The sequence below is a fragment of the Rhizobium sp. 25PS6 genome (genome assembly GCF_032464655.1).
GTDB classification, from domain to species: Bacteria; Pseudomonadota; Alphaproteobacteria; order Rhizobiales; family Rhizobiaceae; genus Rhizobium; species Rhizobium laguerreae.
Map to the genome: position 1 here is coordinate 171,876 of NZ_JAWDIV010000005.1, position 15,134 is coordinate 187,009.

16 protein-coding genes are annotated in these 15,134 nt (G+C 61.8%); 13 read left to right on the forward strand and 3 right to left on the reverse strand.

Translation table 11 applies throughout. From position 1 onward, the window contains the following. The first annotated feature begins 14 nt into the window (after positions 1 to 14). Positions 15 to 425 (forward strand): rhodanese-like domain-containing protein, encoded by a 411-nt coding sequence (locus RWK44_RS09425; protein ID WP_221942979.1) that lies wholly within the window; start codon positions 15 to 17, stop codon positions 423 to 425. Positions 426 to 482: 57 nt separating this feature from the next. On the opposite strand, the gene RWK44_RS09430 is transcribed toward RWK44_RS09425, so the two are convergent. Continuing rightward, entirely contained in the window at positions 483 to 1,505 is a 1,023-nt protein-coding gene (locus RWK44_RS09430) for a zinc-dependent alcohol dehydrogenase family protein (RefSeq protein WP_316028711.1), read from the reverse strand. Between the two features lie 102 nt (positions 1,506 to 1,607). On the opposite strand from RWK44_RS09430, the gene RWK44_RS09435 reads away from it, so the two are divergent. The 3 genes from RWK44_RS09435 (at position 1,608) to RWK44_RS09445 (ending at position 5,749) form a co-directional block, all read left to right on the forward strand. After that, positions 1,608 to 2,507 carry a LysR family transcriptional regulator gene (locus RWK44_RS09435; protein WP_316028712.1) on the forward strand — a complete coding sequence of 300 codons (900 nt, stop codon included), beginning with the start codon at positions 1,608 to 1,610 and terminating at the stop codon, positions 2,505 to 2,507. Between the two features lie 141 nt (positions 2,508 to 2,648). Continuing rightward, positions 2,649 to 3,185 (forward strand): biliverdin-producing heme oxygenase, encoded by a 537-nt coding sequence (locus RWK44_RS09440; protein WP_168284606.1) that lies wholly within the window; start codon positions 2,649 to 2,651, stop codon positions 3,183 to 3,185. Beyond that, the gene (locus tag RWK44_RS09445) at positions 3,182 to 5,749 is read left to right on the forward strand and encodes an HWE histidine kinase domain-containing protein (protein WP_168284607.1); all 2,568 of its coding nucleotides are present in this window, start codon (positions 3,182 to 3,184) and stop codon (positions 5,747 to 5,749) included. Before RWK44_RS09440 ends, RWK44_RS09445 begins: the two co-directional genes overlap by 4 nt. A gap of 4 nt (positions 5,750 to 5,753) precedes the next feature. Here the strand turns inward: RWK44_RS09445 and RWK44_RS09450 are convergent, their stop codons facing one another. Then, the gene (locus RWK44_RS09450; protein ID WP_168284608.1) at positions 5,754 to 6,404 is read right to left on the reverse strand and encodes a TetR family transcriptional regulator C-terminal domain-containing protein; all 651 of its coding nucleotides are present in this window, start codon (positions 6,402 to 6,404) and stop codon (positions 5,754 to 5,756) included. 16 nt (positions 6,405 to 6,420) lie between these two features. On the opposite strand from RWK44_RS09450, the gene RWK44_RS09455 reads away from it, so the two are divergent. Genes RWK44_RS09455 through hydA form a run of 4 tightly spaced genes read left to right on the forward strand, consistent with a single transcriptional unit; the run spans position 6,421 to position 10,053 of the window. Then, positions 6,421 to 6,678 carry a hypothetical protein gene (locus RWK44_RS09455; protein ID WP_222414037.1) on the forward strand — a complete coding sequence of 86 codons (258 nt, stop codon included), beginning with the start codon at positions 6,421 to 6,423 and terminating at the stop codon, positions 6,676 to 6,678. Positions 6,679 to 6,706: 28 nt separating this feature from the next. Further along, a complete protein-coding gene (locus tag RWK44_RS09460) occupies positions 6,707 to 7,960 on the forward strand; it encodes a Zn-dependent hydrolase (protein WP_017961725.1) in 1,254 nt (417 codons plus the stop codon). Further along, positions 7,960 to 8,565 (forward strand): hypothetical protein, encoded by a 606-nt coding sequence (locus RWK44_RS09465; protein ID WP_168284610.1) that lies wholly within the window; start codon positions 7,960 to 7,962, stop codon positions 8,563 to 8,565. Before RWK44_RS09460 ends, RWK44_RS09465 begins: the two co-directional genes overlap by 1 nt. A 33-nt stretch (positions 8,566 to 8,598) precedes the next feature. Next, entirely contained in the window at positions 8,599 to 10,053 is a 1,455-nt protein-coding gene (gene hydA, locus RWK44_RS09470; protein WP_131665203.1) for a dihydropyrimidinase, read from the forward strand. 58 nt (positions 10,054 to 10,111) lie between these two features. Here hydA and RWK44_RS09475 read toward each other — a convergent pair whose 3' ends face one another. Next, complete coding sequence (locus RWK44_RS09475) at positions 10,112 to 10,525, reverse strand: cupin domain-containing protein (protein WP_003542280.1); 414 nt, start codon at positions 10,523 to 10,525, stop codon at positions 10,112 to 10,114. A gap of 94 nt (positions 10,526 to 10,619) precedes the next feature. On the opposite strand from RWK44_RS09475, the gene RWK44_RS09480 reads away from it, so the two are divergent. From RWK44_RS09480 to RWK44_RS09500, 5 genes are all read left to right on the forward strand, one after another. Continuing rightward, positions 10,620 to 11,396 carry an ABC transporter ATP-binding protein gene (locus RWK44_RS09480; RefSeq protein WP_131665204.1) on the forward strand — a complete coding sequence of 259 codons (777 nt, stop codon included), beginning with the start codon at positions 10,620 to 10,622 and terminating at the stop codon, positions 11,394 to 11,396. Between the two features lie 179 nt (positions 11,397 to 11,575). Further along, positions 11,576 to 11,956, forward strand: coding sequence for an endonuclease domain-containing protein (locus RWK44_RS09485; RefSeq protein WP_316028713.1), 381 nt, complete (start codon positions 11,576 to 11,578; stop codon positions 11,954 to 11,956). Continuing rightward, positions 11,953 to 12,882, forward strand: a complete 930-nt coding sequence (locus RWK44_RS09490; RefSeq protein WP_130684414.1) for an ABC transporter permease — start codon at positions 11,953 to 11,955, stop codon at positions 12,880 to 12,882. Before RWK44_RS09485 ends, RWK44_RS09490 begins: the two co-directional genes overlap by 4 nt. After that, entirely contained in the window at positions 12,879 to 14,006 is a 1,128-nt protein-coding gene (locus tag RWK44_RS09495) for an ABC transporter permease (protein WP_131665205.1), read from the forward strand. Before RWK44_RS09490 ends, RWK44_RS09495 begins: the two co-directional genes overlap by 4 nt. Positions 14,007 to 14,064: 58 nt before the next feature. After that, the gene (locus RWK44_RS09500) at positions 14,065 to 15,036 is read left to right on the forward strand and encodes an ABC transporter substrate-binding protein (RefSeq protein WP_131665206.1); all 972 of its coding nucleotides are present in this window, start codon (positions 14,065 to 14,067) and stop codon (positions 15,034 to 15,036) included. Positions 15,037 to 15,134: the final 98 nt, after the last annotated feature.

Genomic DNA, 15,134 nt, shown 5'->3' on the forward strand with positions numbered 1-15,134 from the left:
AAAAGGAAAAACCGATGCCAAGCGCCGTTTCCCAAATACCTGCTGCAGCGCCGGATGCTGCTGTCGCTCACTTTGCCGCCAAGCTTGCCTTCGAAACCGATTGCTCCGACGTGCATGCCGCATTTGCGGCCGGCAAAGTCGATTTCGTTCTCCTCGACGTGCGCTCGCCGCAGCTCTTCGCAGAGTCCCACATTCCCGGAGCCATCAACCTGCCGCACGGCAAGATGACGGCGCATCGCATGTCGACATGGGCAAGCGATACGCTGTTCGTCGTCTATTGCGCCGGCCCGCACTGCAACGGCGCCGACAAGGCTGCCTTCCGCCTCGCCAATCTCGGGCTTCAGACCAAGCTGATGATCGGCGGCATGACCGGCTGGGCCGATGAAGGCTTCGCCTTCGAACAGGGCGTCCCTGCTGCCGCATGATGGCCTCCCGTCTCCCCCTACAATTATTGCAGCGGGGAGAAGGGAAAATCGCGGCCGTCAGAACTCGACGACCACCTTGCCGAAAGGCCCGCGATAGAGGTGATCGAGCGCCTCAGGGAATTCGTCGAAGGCATAACGGTTGTCGATCACAGGCTTCAGCCCGGTCTGGTCAATTGCCCGCACCAGATCTTCAAGCGCACGGCGATGGCCGACGGAAATGCCCTGCACAACAGGCGCCTTGAGCAGGAACGGGCCGGCCGGGCCGGAAACCTCGAACCCCTCGAACACGCCGATGACGGAAATGCGGCCATTGATCGCCACCGCCTTCAGCGCCTGGCCGAGATGTGGGCCCCCGACGATCTCAAGCACGTGATCGGCGCCATAGCCGCCGGTCAACTGATAGAGTTGCTCAACCCAGTCGCCCTCATGGCGATTGATCGCGTGATCGGCGCCAAGGGCAACGGCGCGGCCGAGCTTCTCGGCGCTGCCTGATGTGATGAAGATTTCCGCACCATGCGCCTTGGCGATCTGCAGACCGAAGAGCGCCACACCGCCGGTGCCCTGCACCAGAACCTTGTCGCCAGCCTTCAGGCCGCCGCGTTCGATCAGTGCGAACCAGGCGGTCAGTCCGGCGCAAGGCAAGGTACTCGCCTGCGCCGCATCGAGCGTGTCAGGCGCGCGTGAATACCACTCCTCCGACAGCACGGTGTATTGCGAGAGGACGCCGGGATAGAAGCCGCCGCGCGTCTTGTAAGGTGGCGTGCGCGCATCGCCCAACCCGCGTCCGTCGACCCAGTCGGGCGAAAAGGTCGAGATGACCCGATCGCCCGGCTTGAAACGGCTGACATCGGGTCCGACTGCCTCGACGACCCCTGCCATGTCGGAAGCTGGCACGAAGGGAAATTGCAGCGGCAACCCCATGCCGCTCTCCATCACCAGCCGATCGCGGAAATTGAGCGAGACGGCTTCCGTCCGCACCAGAACCCTGTTTCCCGAAACCGGTTCAAGCCTCCGCTCCCCGATCGTCAGCTGGCGCTCCGGCCCTACCGCGTCGATCTGCCATTGCCGTGTTGTCTGCATTGTCTTGCTCCTTGTCCATTGCAGGGAGCGCAAAACATATCGTTGAATATTTCGCACCAGTTGCGATATTAATTCTCCAGAATGGTTCCAAAGAGGAAACAAATGGAACAGCTGAAGGGTATCTCGATCTTTGTCGAAGCCGTCGAGGCAGGTGGCTTTTCGGCCGCCGCCGAGCGGCTTCACCTCACGCGTTCGGCGGTCGGCAAGACCATCGCACGTCTGGAACAGCGTCTCGGCGTGCGGCTTTTCAACCGTACGACACGCATGCAGAGCCTCACCGAGGAAGGCCGCTTCTTCTACGAGCGCTGCCTGCGGGCGGTCGAGGAAATCCGCCTCGGGGAAGCCATGCTGGAATCCGGCCGACGGGATGTGCGCGGCCGCCTGCGCATCTCGATGCCGGTGCTTTTTGGCCGCCACTGCATCGCGCCGATCCTGGCACGCCTGCTCGATGAACATCCGGATCTTGAACTCGACCTTTCCTTCAACGACCGCATCGTCGACCTGCTCGAGGACGGCTTCGATCTTGTCATCCGCAACGGGCCGTTGAAGGACAATCCGGATCTGATGGCCCGGGCGATCGCCCGCCAGCGCATGACCGTCTGCGCATCGCCCGCCTATCTGGAAAAACATGGCGCGCCGCAGACGGTCTTCGATATTGCGCGGCATGAAGGCATCGTCTACAGGCGGGGCGATGACGATAGGGGCTGGATCTTTCCGACCGCAGCCGATCCCGGGCGGCGGATGCCGCCAAAGGCGCGACTGCGGCTCGACGATCTCGCTTCGATTTCCGATGCGGCCGTCGCCGGGCGCGGACTTGCCTGGCTGCCCTGCTGGCTGGTCCGCGAGGAGGTGTTGGCAGGCCGGCTCATTCAGGTGCTGAAGCACGAACCGGCCAATGTCTTCGATGCCCATGCCGTGTGGCTGCGCTCCCCGGTCATGCTGCCGAAGGTGCGGCTCGCGATCGATACGCTCGCCGCCGGACTGCCGGCAATGATGGGCTGAAGCGCTCGCCGCGCGTCTGCGAGCGACGGGAAACCCATGTAATTCCTAAACGTTTCCCTGGAAATCACCCGATGCCGCAGTATATCCGCTAGTTCACCGTCCGTTGTGGACGGCCGCCATATCACTCGGAACACGGTCAGCATGTCACTTCGCAGCGCCCTCCGCGCCCAAACTGCAGATTGCCACGCCGCGGTCGACGCTCTCTTCGGCAGTTTCAATCTCTCGTGCACCCAGGATTACAAGGCATTCCTGCGCGCGCATGCCCAGGTCGTACCATCAGTCGAACATGCGCTTGAGGAAGCCGGGATCGCTCGCCTGCTGCCCGACTGGCCGGAACGAAGGCGCGCGCATCGGCTCGCTGCCGACATAAGGGAACTCGGCGATAGATTGCCCGCGCCTCTTCCTCAACTTGCCTTGCATTGCGAAGCAGCGGCCTGGGGTGCTGCCTATGTCTTGGAAGGCTCCAAGCTCGGCGGCGCGCTGCTCGCCAAGGCCGTGCCCGACCACTTGCCCAACAGCTATCTGAGCCCGCAAGGCCCGAAGGGCGCCATGCGTCTTTTCATGGATCGTCTTGATGCGACCAACCTGGAGGATCACGCTGCTGCCGTCGCCGCCGCCCGCGATGTCTTCAATCTCTTCCTCAAAGCCGGGCACCTCACGCTGGAAGCCGTCCCATGAGCGGCACGCACGAACCTGTCGACCTCACCAATTGCGACCGTGAACCGATCCATCAGCTCGGATCGGTTCAAACTTTCGGCTTTCTCCTGGCGATATCCTCAGACTGGATCGTCATGCACGCCTCCGCAAATCTGGTGGAGTTCCTCGGTGTTGCTCAGTCCGACGCGATCGGCCGTCCCGTTGTTTCGCTGATCACGTCAGAAGCACTCCACGCCATCCGCAACAAGCTTACCACGCTGCGCGGTCCCGACATCGTCGAGCGCATTTTCGGCATTGCCCTTATGTCCGATCATAACAAGTTCGACATTGCCCTGCACCTGAACGGAGGTGAGGTCATCATCGAAGGCGAGCGCTGCCAGGATGACCGGCGCGACGTCGCTTCGCTCTCCATGCGCAGCATGATGTCCCGGCTCGACCACACGGAAACACTGGAGGCGTTCTTCCGCGAAGGTGCAAGACAGGCGCGCGCCTTGACTGGCTTCGATCGGGTCATGGTTTATCGTTTCGACGAAGGCGGTTCCGGCGAAGTGGTGGCGGAAGCCGCCCGGGCCGGCATCGGCTCGTTTCTCGGGCTGCACTATCCGGCTTCCGACATTCCGGTGCAGGCGCGCGCGCTTTATCTGCGCAACCTGTTCCGCATCATTGCCGATGTCGACGCCGTCCCGGTCCCGATCCTGCCGCAACGCGACGAGCACGGCCAGCCGCTCGACCTCTCCATGTCGGTATTGCGTTCTGTTTCGCCGATCCACATCGAATATCTGAAAAACATGGGCGTCGGCGCTTCGCTCTCCATATCGATCGTCGTGGACGGTAAGCTCTGGGGCCTATTTGCCTGCCATCATTACGGCCCGCGTCTGCCTTCGGCCCAAAGCCGCTCCACTGCCGAACTCTTCGGTCAGATGTTTGCGTCGCGTCTTGAAAGCCGCGAACGGCGGCTGGCTCTCGACTATGAGACCAAGGCGCGCCGCATCGCCGACCGGCTTCTCACCTCCGTGGCAGACAATGCGAGCCTGCTCGACGATCCGGCCTGGCTGATTGAGGCGCTCGCCGATGCCATTCCTGCTGACGGGATCGGCGTCTGGATCAACGGCCGGCTGGCACTCGCCGGCATCGGGCCGAATGAGAGAAGTTTCGCAGCCCTCGTCCGCCACCTCAACCGTAGCGCTGCCGGCCGAATCTATGCCGTGGACAGGCTCTCAGAAACCTATCCGGACCTTGAGGTCGACGATGCGGTGGCAGGCATGCTCGCCATCCCGATCTCGCGTTCGCCGCGCGATTATGTCGTGCTTTTCCGTCAGGAATTGGTGCGCACCGTCCGCTGGGGCGGCGACCCACACAAGCCGGTGGAATACGGGCCGAACGGCCCGAGGCTGACGCCGCGCAAGAGTTTCGAAGCCTGGTCGGAACTGGTGCGCGACCGCTCCCTTCCTTTCACGGACGCCGAGCGCCGTGTCGCCGAAACCATCCGCGTCACACTGATCGAAGTGGTGTTGCGCCTCACCGACGAGGTCAGCATGGCGCGCCAGACGGCAAACGAGCGCCAGGAACTGCTGATTGCCGAGCTGAACCACCGCGTCCGCAACATATTGAGCCTCATCACCGGCATTATCCGGCAGTCGCAGGCAACGTCGGTCGGCCTTGGCGACTACATTCGCCAGCTCGAGGGCCGCATCCAGTCACTCGCCCGCGCCCATGACCAGATCACCCGCGATCACTGGGCGCCCGCTTCGCTTCGGCAATTGCTGCTCGCAGAGACCGCCGCCTATCTCGGGAAAAACGCGCAACGCATCCAGATGAGCGGCGAGGATGTGCTGCTGGAACCGCAGGCCTTTTCCACCGCCGCCCTTGTTTTCCATGAGCTGATGACCAATTGCGCCAAATATGGCAGCCTTTCCGGAATTGGCAGCGGCACCGTCCAACTCGGCTGGCATCGCGACGACGAGGGCAATCTGCGCATTAGCTGGCGCGAAAAGAATGGTCCACCCGTCGTCGAACCCAAACGCCATGGCTTCGGTTCGACGATCATCCGCCGCTCGATCCCCTATGACCTTGGCGGCAAAGCCGAGGTCCGCTACGCCAAGGATGGGCTCGAGGCCGATTTCTCCATCCCCGCGCGACATGTCGTCGGCCCCACGAGCGAACGATCAAATCCGGCTCCGCTCGGAACGACCGAACCCAAGACCAATCCCGACGATCAGCCGCTTTTCGGCCTGAACGTACTGCTGGTGGAAAACAATCTGATCATCGCCATGGATGGCGAGGACATCCTGCGCCGCCTGGGCGCCGACGTGGCTACGGCGCCAAGTGTCACTGAGGCGATGGAAATTCTGGCAGGCCAGTCCTTCGATCTGGCGCTTCTCGATGTCAATCTTGGCGATGAGACGAGTTTCGGAATTGCCGAACGGCTGGCTGCCGAAGGCGTGCCCTTCGTTTTTGCCACGGGCTATGGGGAGGGCATCGCCCAGGCCAACAGCCACTCGGACGCGCCCGTGCTACAGAAGCCTTATACGATGGAAGGCATGACGGATATTCTTGCTCGGGTGCCGCTTCCAAGAAGAGGGTAAACCCTCACGCCTCCAGGGGATCCGGTCGCAGGCCGCCGATGAAGAGCTGTTCCAGAAACCGCGCCGCATCCTCGAAGCGCCCTTCGCCTGAATGCTCCTGCCCCAGCACGGCGCGCACCTGAACATCGAAATCCGCATAATGCTGCGTCGTTGACCAGATCGAGAAGATCAGGTGGTAGGGATCGCATTTGGCGATCTTGCCTGATTTCGCCCAGGCGCGGATGACCTCCGCCTTCTCGTCGACCAGTTCCTTCAGCGGCCCCTTCAGCTCGTCCTCGATATGCGGCGCGCCCTGCAGCACCTCGTTGGCGAAAAGCCGGCTCTCGCGCGGAAAATCGCGGGCCATTTCCAGCTTGCGGCGGATATAGCTACGGATTTCCGTCTCCGGATTGCCTTCGGCGTTAAAGGCGCGCAGCGGCTCCAGCCAGGTGTAGAGCACCCGGTCGATCAGCGCCCGGTGCATGGCTTCCTTGGTGCGGAAATAATAGAGCAGGTTGGGTTTCGACATACCGGCCACTTCGGCGATCTGGTCGATGGTCGAGCCACGGAAGCCGCTTGCCGAAAACACATCGAGGGCTGCTTCCAGGATCTGCTCTTCCTTTTCCTCCTGGATTCGCGTCCGCCTTAGGGTTTTCGCTGCTCTCGGTATGGTCACAGGCTGTTATTTCCCCTTGAAATTCAATTTCTTCGCTCAAGTTTTGGTTGGGGACGACCCTCGCCGCTTCCTTGAGCAACTGCCCGTATTTTTATCGGCAATTTTCGTGATTTTCGTCTTGAGCCCGGCGGTGGAAGTTGTAATGTTTACCAATCGGTCAAATTATCCGCCAGATGCAAAACAAAGGCAACTGGCGATTTTCCGGCGCTCGACAAAACCAATAAGGGGGCGCAGGAAAGGACCACGGGAACAGGCGGGCATGCCCTTTGCATGACTGCCGCAAACAGGTGAGGGCATACGAAATGGTGGCAGCACCAGGCGAGAACATGCGCGTCAATGGCGACCGTCTCTGGGACAGTCTCATGGACATGGCGAAGATCGGCCCCGGCATCGCTGGCGGCAACAATCGCCAGACGCTGACGGATGCCGATGCGCAAGGCCGCAGCCTTTTCAAAAAATGGTGTGACGATGCCGGTTTGACCACGGGTGTCGACCGCATGGGCACGATGTTCGCCACCCGCCCCGGTACCGATCCCGATGCCTTGCCGGTCTATGTCGGCTCGCATCTCGACACCCAGCCGACCGGCGGCAAATATGACGGTGTGCTCGGCGTGCTCGCAGCCCTCGAAGTCGTGCGCACCATGAACGATCTCGGCATCAAGACCAAACATCCGATCGTCGTCACCAACTGGACCAACGAGGAAGGCGCGCGTTTTGCCCCTGCCATGCTGGCGTCAGGCGTCTTCGCGGGCGTGCACAGCCTGGATTTTGCCTATAATCGCAGGGACCCCGAGGGCAATCTGTTCGGCGACGAACTGAAGCGCATCGGCTGGGTTGGCGACGAAGAGGTCGGCGCCCGCAAGATGCACGCCTATTTCGAATATCACATCGAGCAGGGACCGATCCTCGAAGCCGAGGAAAAGCAGATCGGCGTCGTCACCCATTGCCAGGGCCTCTGGTGGCTGGAATTCACGCTGACCGGCAAGGAAGCCCATACCGGCTCGACGCCGATGAACCTGCGCGTCAATGCCGGTCTCGCCATGGCCCGCATTCTGGAAATGGTCCAGGACGTGGCGATGGGTGAACAGCCAGGCGCCGTCGGCGGTGTCGGCCAAGTCTTCTTCTCTCCGAACTCCCGTAACGTACTACCCGGCAAGGTCGTCTTCACCGTCGACATCCGCTCGCCCGACAAGGAGAAGCTCGACCGCATGCGGGCAAAGATCGAGGCGAAGGCGCCTGAGATCACCGACGCACTCGGCGTCGGCTGTTCCATCGAGGCGATCGGCCACTTCGAGCCGATTACCTTCGATCCGAAACTGGTCACGTCGGTGCGCGACGCTGCCGAGCGGCTCGGCTACAGCCACATGAACATTATCTCCGGGGCCGGCCACGACGCCTGCTGGGCCGCCAAGGTCGCACCGGCAACAATGGTCATGTGCCCCTGCGTCGGCGGGCTCTCGCACAATGAGGCGGAAGAAATCTCCAAGGAATGGGCGATGGCGGGAGCCGATGTGCTGTTCCATGCGGTGGTCGAGACGGCGGAGATCGTGGTGTGATGGCATCAGATTTGCCAACCACTTATCTCGATTATCCTGATATCTTTAAGTTCGAAACTCAGCGAACTGCCGACGACCTCGCGTGGGCCACCGCCAATGTGACGCCAGTGAACGAAGGTCCGTGGGACGACATCCCTGGCGTGCAGATCTTCTACATTGGCATCAACACGGCAGGCGAGCGGATCAAGCTTCCGCAAATATCGAGCTTTTGGCGATATAAACCTTCTGGTGTTCAGCTGGCCAAGTCAGATGACCGCGACCCAGATGCGCTCCACCAAACCTACTATATCTATGGGCCTGGGCCCGGTGTCGTTCGCATCGAACTTGGCCCTTCCACGCCTGGCATACTGATCGAACGTCCCAAGGACAGCCAACCCGTACAGTCAACCGGGCTGATCGACGGCAAGGATTTTTACTTTCGCGAATGCGATGGCATTTGGTCCTTGTCGGTGGGTGGCATTGACGTCCTTGAGCAGCCCGACTGGTATTACGAAGAGAAGCGCGACAAGCCGAATGAGTTGAGTGAGGAGGCCGTCTACAGCCTTATCGCCAAGGGTGCGGCGCTCTTTAGAAACGGCACGCCCACGATGGCAGTGGAGCCGTAAGTCAATAAGATCGCAGGGAAAGGAACAGCAGCCATGACCACAGTCATCAAGAACGGCACCATCGTCACCGCCGACCTGACCTATAAGGCTGACGTGAAAATCGACGGCGGCAAGATCGTCGAGATTGGTCCGAACCTCTCGGGCGACGAGACGCTGGATGCCACCGGCTGTTATGTCATGCCGGGCGGCATCGATCCGCACACCCACCTCGAAATGCCCTTCATGGGCACCTATTCTTCCGACGATTTCGAGAGCGGTACGCGCGCCGCCCTTTCCGGCGGCACGACCATGGTGGTCGATTTCGCCCTGCCCGCCCCCGGCCAGTCGCTGCTCGAGGCGCTGACCATGTGGGACAACAAATCGACTCGCGCCAACTGCGATTATTCCTTCCACATGGCGGTCACCTGGTGGAGCGAGCAGGTCTTCAAGGAGATGGAGACCATCGTCCGCGACAAGGGCATCAACACCTTCAAGCACTTCATGGCCTACAAGGGCGCGCTGATGGTCGACGATGATGAGATGTTCGCCTCCTTCCAGCGCTGCGCCGAACTCGGCGCCCTGCCGCTGGTGCACGCCGAAAACGGCGACGTCGTCGCCTCGATGTCGGCAAAGCTGCTCGCCGAGGGCAATAACGGCCCCGAGGCGCATGCTTATTCCCGGCCCGCCGAAGTGGAAGGTGAGGCCACCAACCGCGCCATCATGATCGCCGACATGGCCGGCTGCCCGGTCTATATCGTCCACACCTCTTGCGAACAGGCGCACGAGGCGATCCGCCGCGCCCGTGCCAAAGGCATGCGCGTCTATGGCGAACCGCTGATCCAGCACCTGACGCTCGACGAGAGCGAATATTCCAATCCCGACTGGGATCACGCGGCCCGCCGGGTGATGTCGCCGCCATTCCGCAACAAGCAGCATCAGGACTCGCTTTGGGCAGGGCTTGCCTCCGGTTCGCTGCAGGTGGTCGCCACCGACCATTGCGCCTTCACCACGGCGCAGAAGCGCTTCGGGCTCGGCGACTTCACCAAGATCCCGAACGGCACCGGCGGCCTCGAAGACCGCATGCCGATGCTCTGGACCCATGGCGTCAACACTGGCCGGCTGACGATGAACGAATTCGTCGCCGTCACCTCGACCAACATAGCCAAGATCCTCAACATCTATCCGAAGAAGGGCGCGATCCTTGTCGGCGCCGATGCCGACATCGTCGTGTGGGACGCGCAACGTTCCAAGACCATCTCGTCCAAGGCCCAGCAATCGGCGATCGACTACAACGTCTTCGAAGGCAAGGAAGTGACCGGCCTGCCGCGCTATACGCTGACGCGCGGCGTTGTCGCAATCGAGGAAAACACCATCAAGACCCGCGAGGGCCACGGCGAATTCGTCAGGCGCGAGCCGGTCACGGCTGTCAGCAAGGCGCTTTCACAGTGGAAGGACATCACCGCGCCGCGCAAGGTGACGCGTAGCGGCATTCCGGCAAGCGGCGTATGACGATGGCGCATGACGATACGGCCATCAACCGGGGACCGCTGCCTCTATGCCAATGACCTCACGCCGGCACCAAAGCGTCCAACTCCGGCAGAAGCACGACGCTTTCCTGCTCGTTCGGATCGGTGCGGGCGATGATCGCCGTGCACGGCGTGCTGCTGAGGTTTGCCGGCAGGTGCGGCACGCCGGCCGGGATATAGAAAAGTTCGCCGGCATGGACGATGACGTGATGCTCCAGCCGGTCTCCGTACCAGGTATGGGCCTCGCCGGAGAGCATGTAGATCGCCGTCTCGTGCGCCTCGTGCAGATGCGCCTTGGCGCGTACACCGGGCGGGATCGTCAGGAGGTGCATGCAGATGCCCTTGGCGCCGACCGTCTCGGCCGCGACCCCCTGGAAATAGCTGAGCCCCTGCTTGCCGTCATAGGCATGGTTGGGGCGAACGATGTGGCAGGTGGGCTTTGATGTCACGTCCATCCTCATCCTCCATGGAGTGTGTCGTCGATAAAACCGGCGGTAATGATAGCACGCAAACCGCTTTTCCGCGGCGAAAACAAGACTGGTCGCATTGATGCAAACACCCTCCGTCGTATCCGCCAAGGATCTCTGTCTCACCTATCAGGCCAATGATGGCCCGGTGCGTGCACTGAGCAATGTCAATCTCGATGTCCGCAAGGGCGATTTCGTCTCTTTCATCGGCCCCTCGGGCTGCGGCAAGACCACGTTCCTGCGTGTCATCGCCGATCTCGAAAAGAGCACCTCGGGGGAGATCTCGATCAACGGCATGACGCCGGAAGAGGCTCGCAAGGCCCGCGCCTACGGCTATGTCTTCCAGGCACCGGCGCTCTATCCCTGGCGCACCATCGAAAACAACATCGCCCTGCCCTTAGAGATCATGGGCTATTCCGGCGCCGACCGGACGCGGCGCATCGCCGAAGCGCTCGATCTGGTCAGTCTTTCGGGCTTCGAGACGAAATTCCCCTGGCAGCTTTCCGGCGGCATGCAGCAGCGCGCCTCGATCGCCCGTGCGCTCGCCTTCGACGCCGACCTGCTGTTGATGGATGAGCCCTTCGGCGCCCTGGACGAGATCGTCCGCGACCATCTGAACGAAGAGCTGCTGAAACTCTGGACCCGCACCAATAAGACGATCTGCTTCGTCACCCATTCCATCCCCGAAGCCGTCTACCTCTCGACCAAGATCGTGGTGATGTCTCCGCGCCCGGGCCGCGTGACCGACGTGATCGACTCGACCCTGCCGGCCGAGCGCCCGCTCGACATCCGCGAAACCCCGGAGTTCCTGGAAATCGCCCATCGCGTCCGCGAAGGGCTGAGGACGGGCCACGCATGAGGAGCGGGAGCGTGTTGTTTGGCAAGACCCCTCCCCAACCCCTCCCCACAAGGGGGAGGGGCAAACACGCGGCGCTCGCTGAATGCTCCATGGAACGTCGCGGGAGAGCGCTGCCGCCACCCACGGGTTCGACGGTTAAGTCCCTCCCCCTTGTGGGGAGGGGTTGGGGAGGGGTCTAGATGCCACACTCAAACATCACCCTCAAAACCCGCCAAACGGCAAAACGCCTCCGCCGTGAACTGACAAAGGCGGAAGCTGCCGTGTGGGATATGCTTCGCGATCTCAGGCCCTATGGCGCCCGGTTTAGGCGCGAGACGCCGATCGGCCCCTATATCGCCGATTTCGCCTGGCTTTCAGCACGACTGATCGTCGAGGTCGACGGTGACAGCCACGAGACTGCCGACGGCCGCCGCCACGATCTTGCCAGGGATGCATTCCTGCGCAATGAGGGTTTCAAAGTGCTGCGCTTCGACAATGCCCAAGTACTTGATGGACCCGATTACGTGTTTCTCACCGTCGAGAAACACGCTGCTCCATTCTTGAAGGAGCCTTTGGCATGAAACCCGACACCTTCAAGGACAAGATCGTCCCGGTCACCACCATCTTGCTGGCCCTCGTCGTCATCTGGTATGTCGCCGCCATCCTGATGAACGCGCCGTTCCAGCGCGACATGGACGGCCGCGCCGGCGCCACACCTACGACCCTCGAATTCATCGGCAAAACGCTGGCGCAGCCGAAGCCGATCCTGCCGGCGCCGCATCAGGTGGCGCAGAACGTCTACGAGAACACCTTTCTGCGCAGCCTTTCAAGCAACCGCAGCCTCGTCTATCACAGCTGGGTAACCCTCTCCTCCACCCTGCTCGGCTTCGGCTTCGGCATGCTGCTCGGCATCCTTCTCGCCGTGCTGATCGTCCATAACCGCGCCATGGATCGCTCGCTGATGCCCTGGCTGGTGGCGAGCCAGACCATACCGATCCTTGCCATCGCGCCGATGATCGTCATCATCTCCTACAACGTACTGACCGGCGACAATGCCGTTGCGCATCTGTTGAACCTCGATTCCGACGCCTCCCGCCTCGTCTCCAAGGCGCTGATCTCCACCTACCTCTCCTTCTTTCCGGTCGCCGTCGGCATGGTGAAGGGGTTGCGTTCGCCAGAAATCATGCATCTCGACCTGATGCGCACCTATTATGCCAGTCCGATGCAGACTTTCTGGAAGCTGCGCGTTCCAGCCTCCATCCCTTTCCTCTTCACGTCGATGAAGGTCGCGATCGCCGCCAGCCTCGTCGGCGCCATCGTCGGCGAGCTGCCGACGGGTGCCGTCGCCGGCATCGGTTCGAAGCTGCTGGCCGGCTCCTATTACAGCCAGACTATCGATATCTGGGCCGCCCTCGTCGCCGGATCGCTGCTGGCGGGCATCCTGGTTGCGATTGTCGGCGTTGCGGCGAAGATCGTCGACCGCGCCATGGGCGGGAGGCCGGCATGAGACATCTGACCTTCTCCTGGCAAGGCGTGGTTGCCCTCCTCCTCTGTGTCGGGGCGCTGGCGGCCCTGCCGCTCCTGGCCGAGGGCGCAGCGCGATCCCTTACCGACGGCACGGCAAGCCTCATTTTCACCATCGTCATCGCGGCTGCCCTGCTGTCATTCGCACCGCAGCCGCCGGCCTATCGGGCCACCGTGCTGTTTATCGGCGCGCATGGCGCCGCCTGGATGCTGCTTTCGGCTCTTTCCGGCAACGAGGGAACGGCGACGCGGGCGTTCTTCCTGCTGCTCTTCGCCTGCTGGCTGCTTGCCTGGCGATGCGTCACCGAACTGTCGAAACTGCAGCCCGTCACCACTTTCGGCAAGTCGGCGCTCCAACTCCTGATCCCGTCGATCTTCGGCGCCTGGATCCTCATTCTCTGGGAAGCGGTCACTCGCGGCGCCGGCGTTCCCTTCATCCTGTTGCCGCCGCCGAGCGCCATCGGCGCGCGGTTCATGGCGTCGCTGCCCATCCTCGGCGCGGACGTCAGGCAGACGATCTTCAAGGCGGTGCTGATCGGTTATATCGTCGGCTGCCTCAGTGGCTTCGTCGTCGCAGTGCTCGCCGACCGAATCGCCTTCCTGCGCCGCGGCCTTCTGCCGATCGGCAACATGGTTTCGGCCCTGCCGATCATCGGCGTCGCCCCTGTCATGGTCATGTGGTTCGGCTTCGACTGGCCGTCGAAGGCCGCGGTCGTCATCATCATGACCTTCTTCCCGATGCTGGTGAATACCGTCGCCGGCCTTGCCGCCTCCGGCAGCATGGAGCGCGACCTGATGCGCACCTATGCCTCCGGCTATTGGCAGACGCTGCTGAAGCTCAGGCTTCCGGCGGCAATGCCCTTTATTTTCAACGCACTGAAGATCAACTCGACGCTGGCGCTGATTGGTGCCATCGTTGCGGAATTCTTCGGAACGCCGATCGTCGGCATGGGCTTCCGCATCTCCACCGAGATCGGCCGCATGAATGTCGACATGGTCTGGGCGGAAATCGCCGTCGCGGCGCTGGCCGGCTCGATCTTCTATGGCATCATCGCCCTGACCGAACGGGCGGTGACGTTCTGGCATCCGTCTATCCGTGGTGGCTAGGCGCGCGCGGGCTCCAGAAACGGGTCCGGGCATAACTTCAGAGGGTAAGGATAAGAAAATGAGAAAGTTGATGGTTGCAATGATGGCGAGCGCGATGTCGCTTGCATCGGCCCATGCGATGGCCGCCGACAAGGTGGTGCTGCAGCTGAAATGGGTCACGCAGAGCCAGTTCGGCGGTTATTATGTCGCCAAGGACAAGGGCTTCTACAAGGAAGAAGGCCTCGACGTCGAGATCAAGCCGGGTGGCCCCGATATCGCCCCCGAGCAGGTGATTGCCGGCGGCGGCGCCGATGTCATCGTCGACTGGATGGGCGGCGCCCTGGTTGCCCGCGAAAAGGGCGTTCCGCTCGTCAACATCGCCCAGCCCTATCAGAAGTCGGGCCTGGAAATGGTCTGCCGCAAGGACGGCCCGGTCAAGACCGAAGCCGACTTCAAGGGCCACACGCTCGGCGTCTGGTTCTTCGGCAACGAGTATCCCTTCTTCGCCTGGATGAACAAGCTCGGCCTGTCGACCGAAGGCGGTCCGAACGGCGTCACCGTGCTGAAGCAGAGCTTCGACGTGCAGCCGCTCGTCCAGAAGCAGGCCGACTGCATCTCCGTCATGACCTATAACGAATACTGGCAGGCGATCGATGCCGGCTTCAAGCCTGAAGAACTGACGGTCTTCAACTACACTGAAATGGGCAACGACCTTCTCGAAGACGGCCTCTATGCAATGGAAGACAAGCTGAAAGACCCGGCCTTCAAGGAGAAAATGGTCAAGTTCGTCCGCGCTTCGATGAAGGGCTGGAAATATGCCACCGAGAATCCCGACGAGGCCGCCGAGATCGTCATGGACAATGGCGGCCAGGACGACAACCATCAGAAGCGCATGATGGGCGAAGTCGCCAAGCTGGTCGGCGACAGCTCCGGCAAGCTGGACGAGGCGCTCTATGCCCGCACCGCAAAGGCGCTGCTCGATCAGAAGATCATCAGCAAGGAGCCGTCGGGCGCCTGGACGCACGACATCACCGACGCCGCTTCCAAATAATTCGGCGAGATTGCGAAGCGAAACGCGCGGGAGATTTTCCGCGCGTTTTGTCTATTCTAGAGCATGATGCCGAAAAGTGTACGCTGTTTTCGGACGAC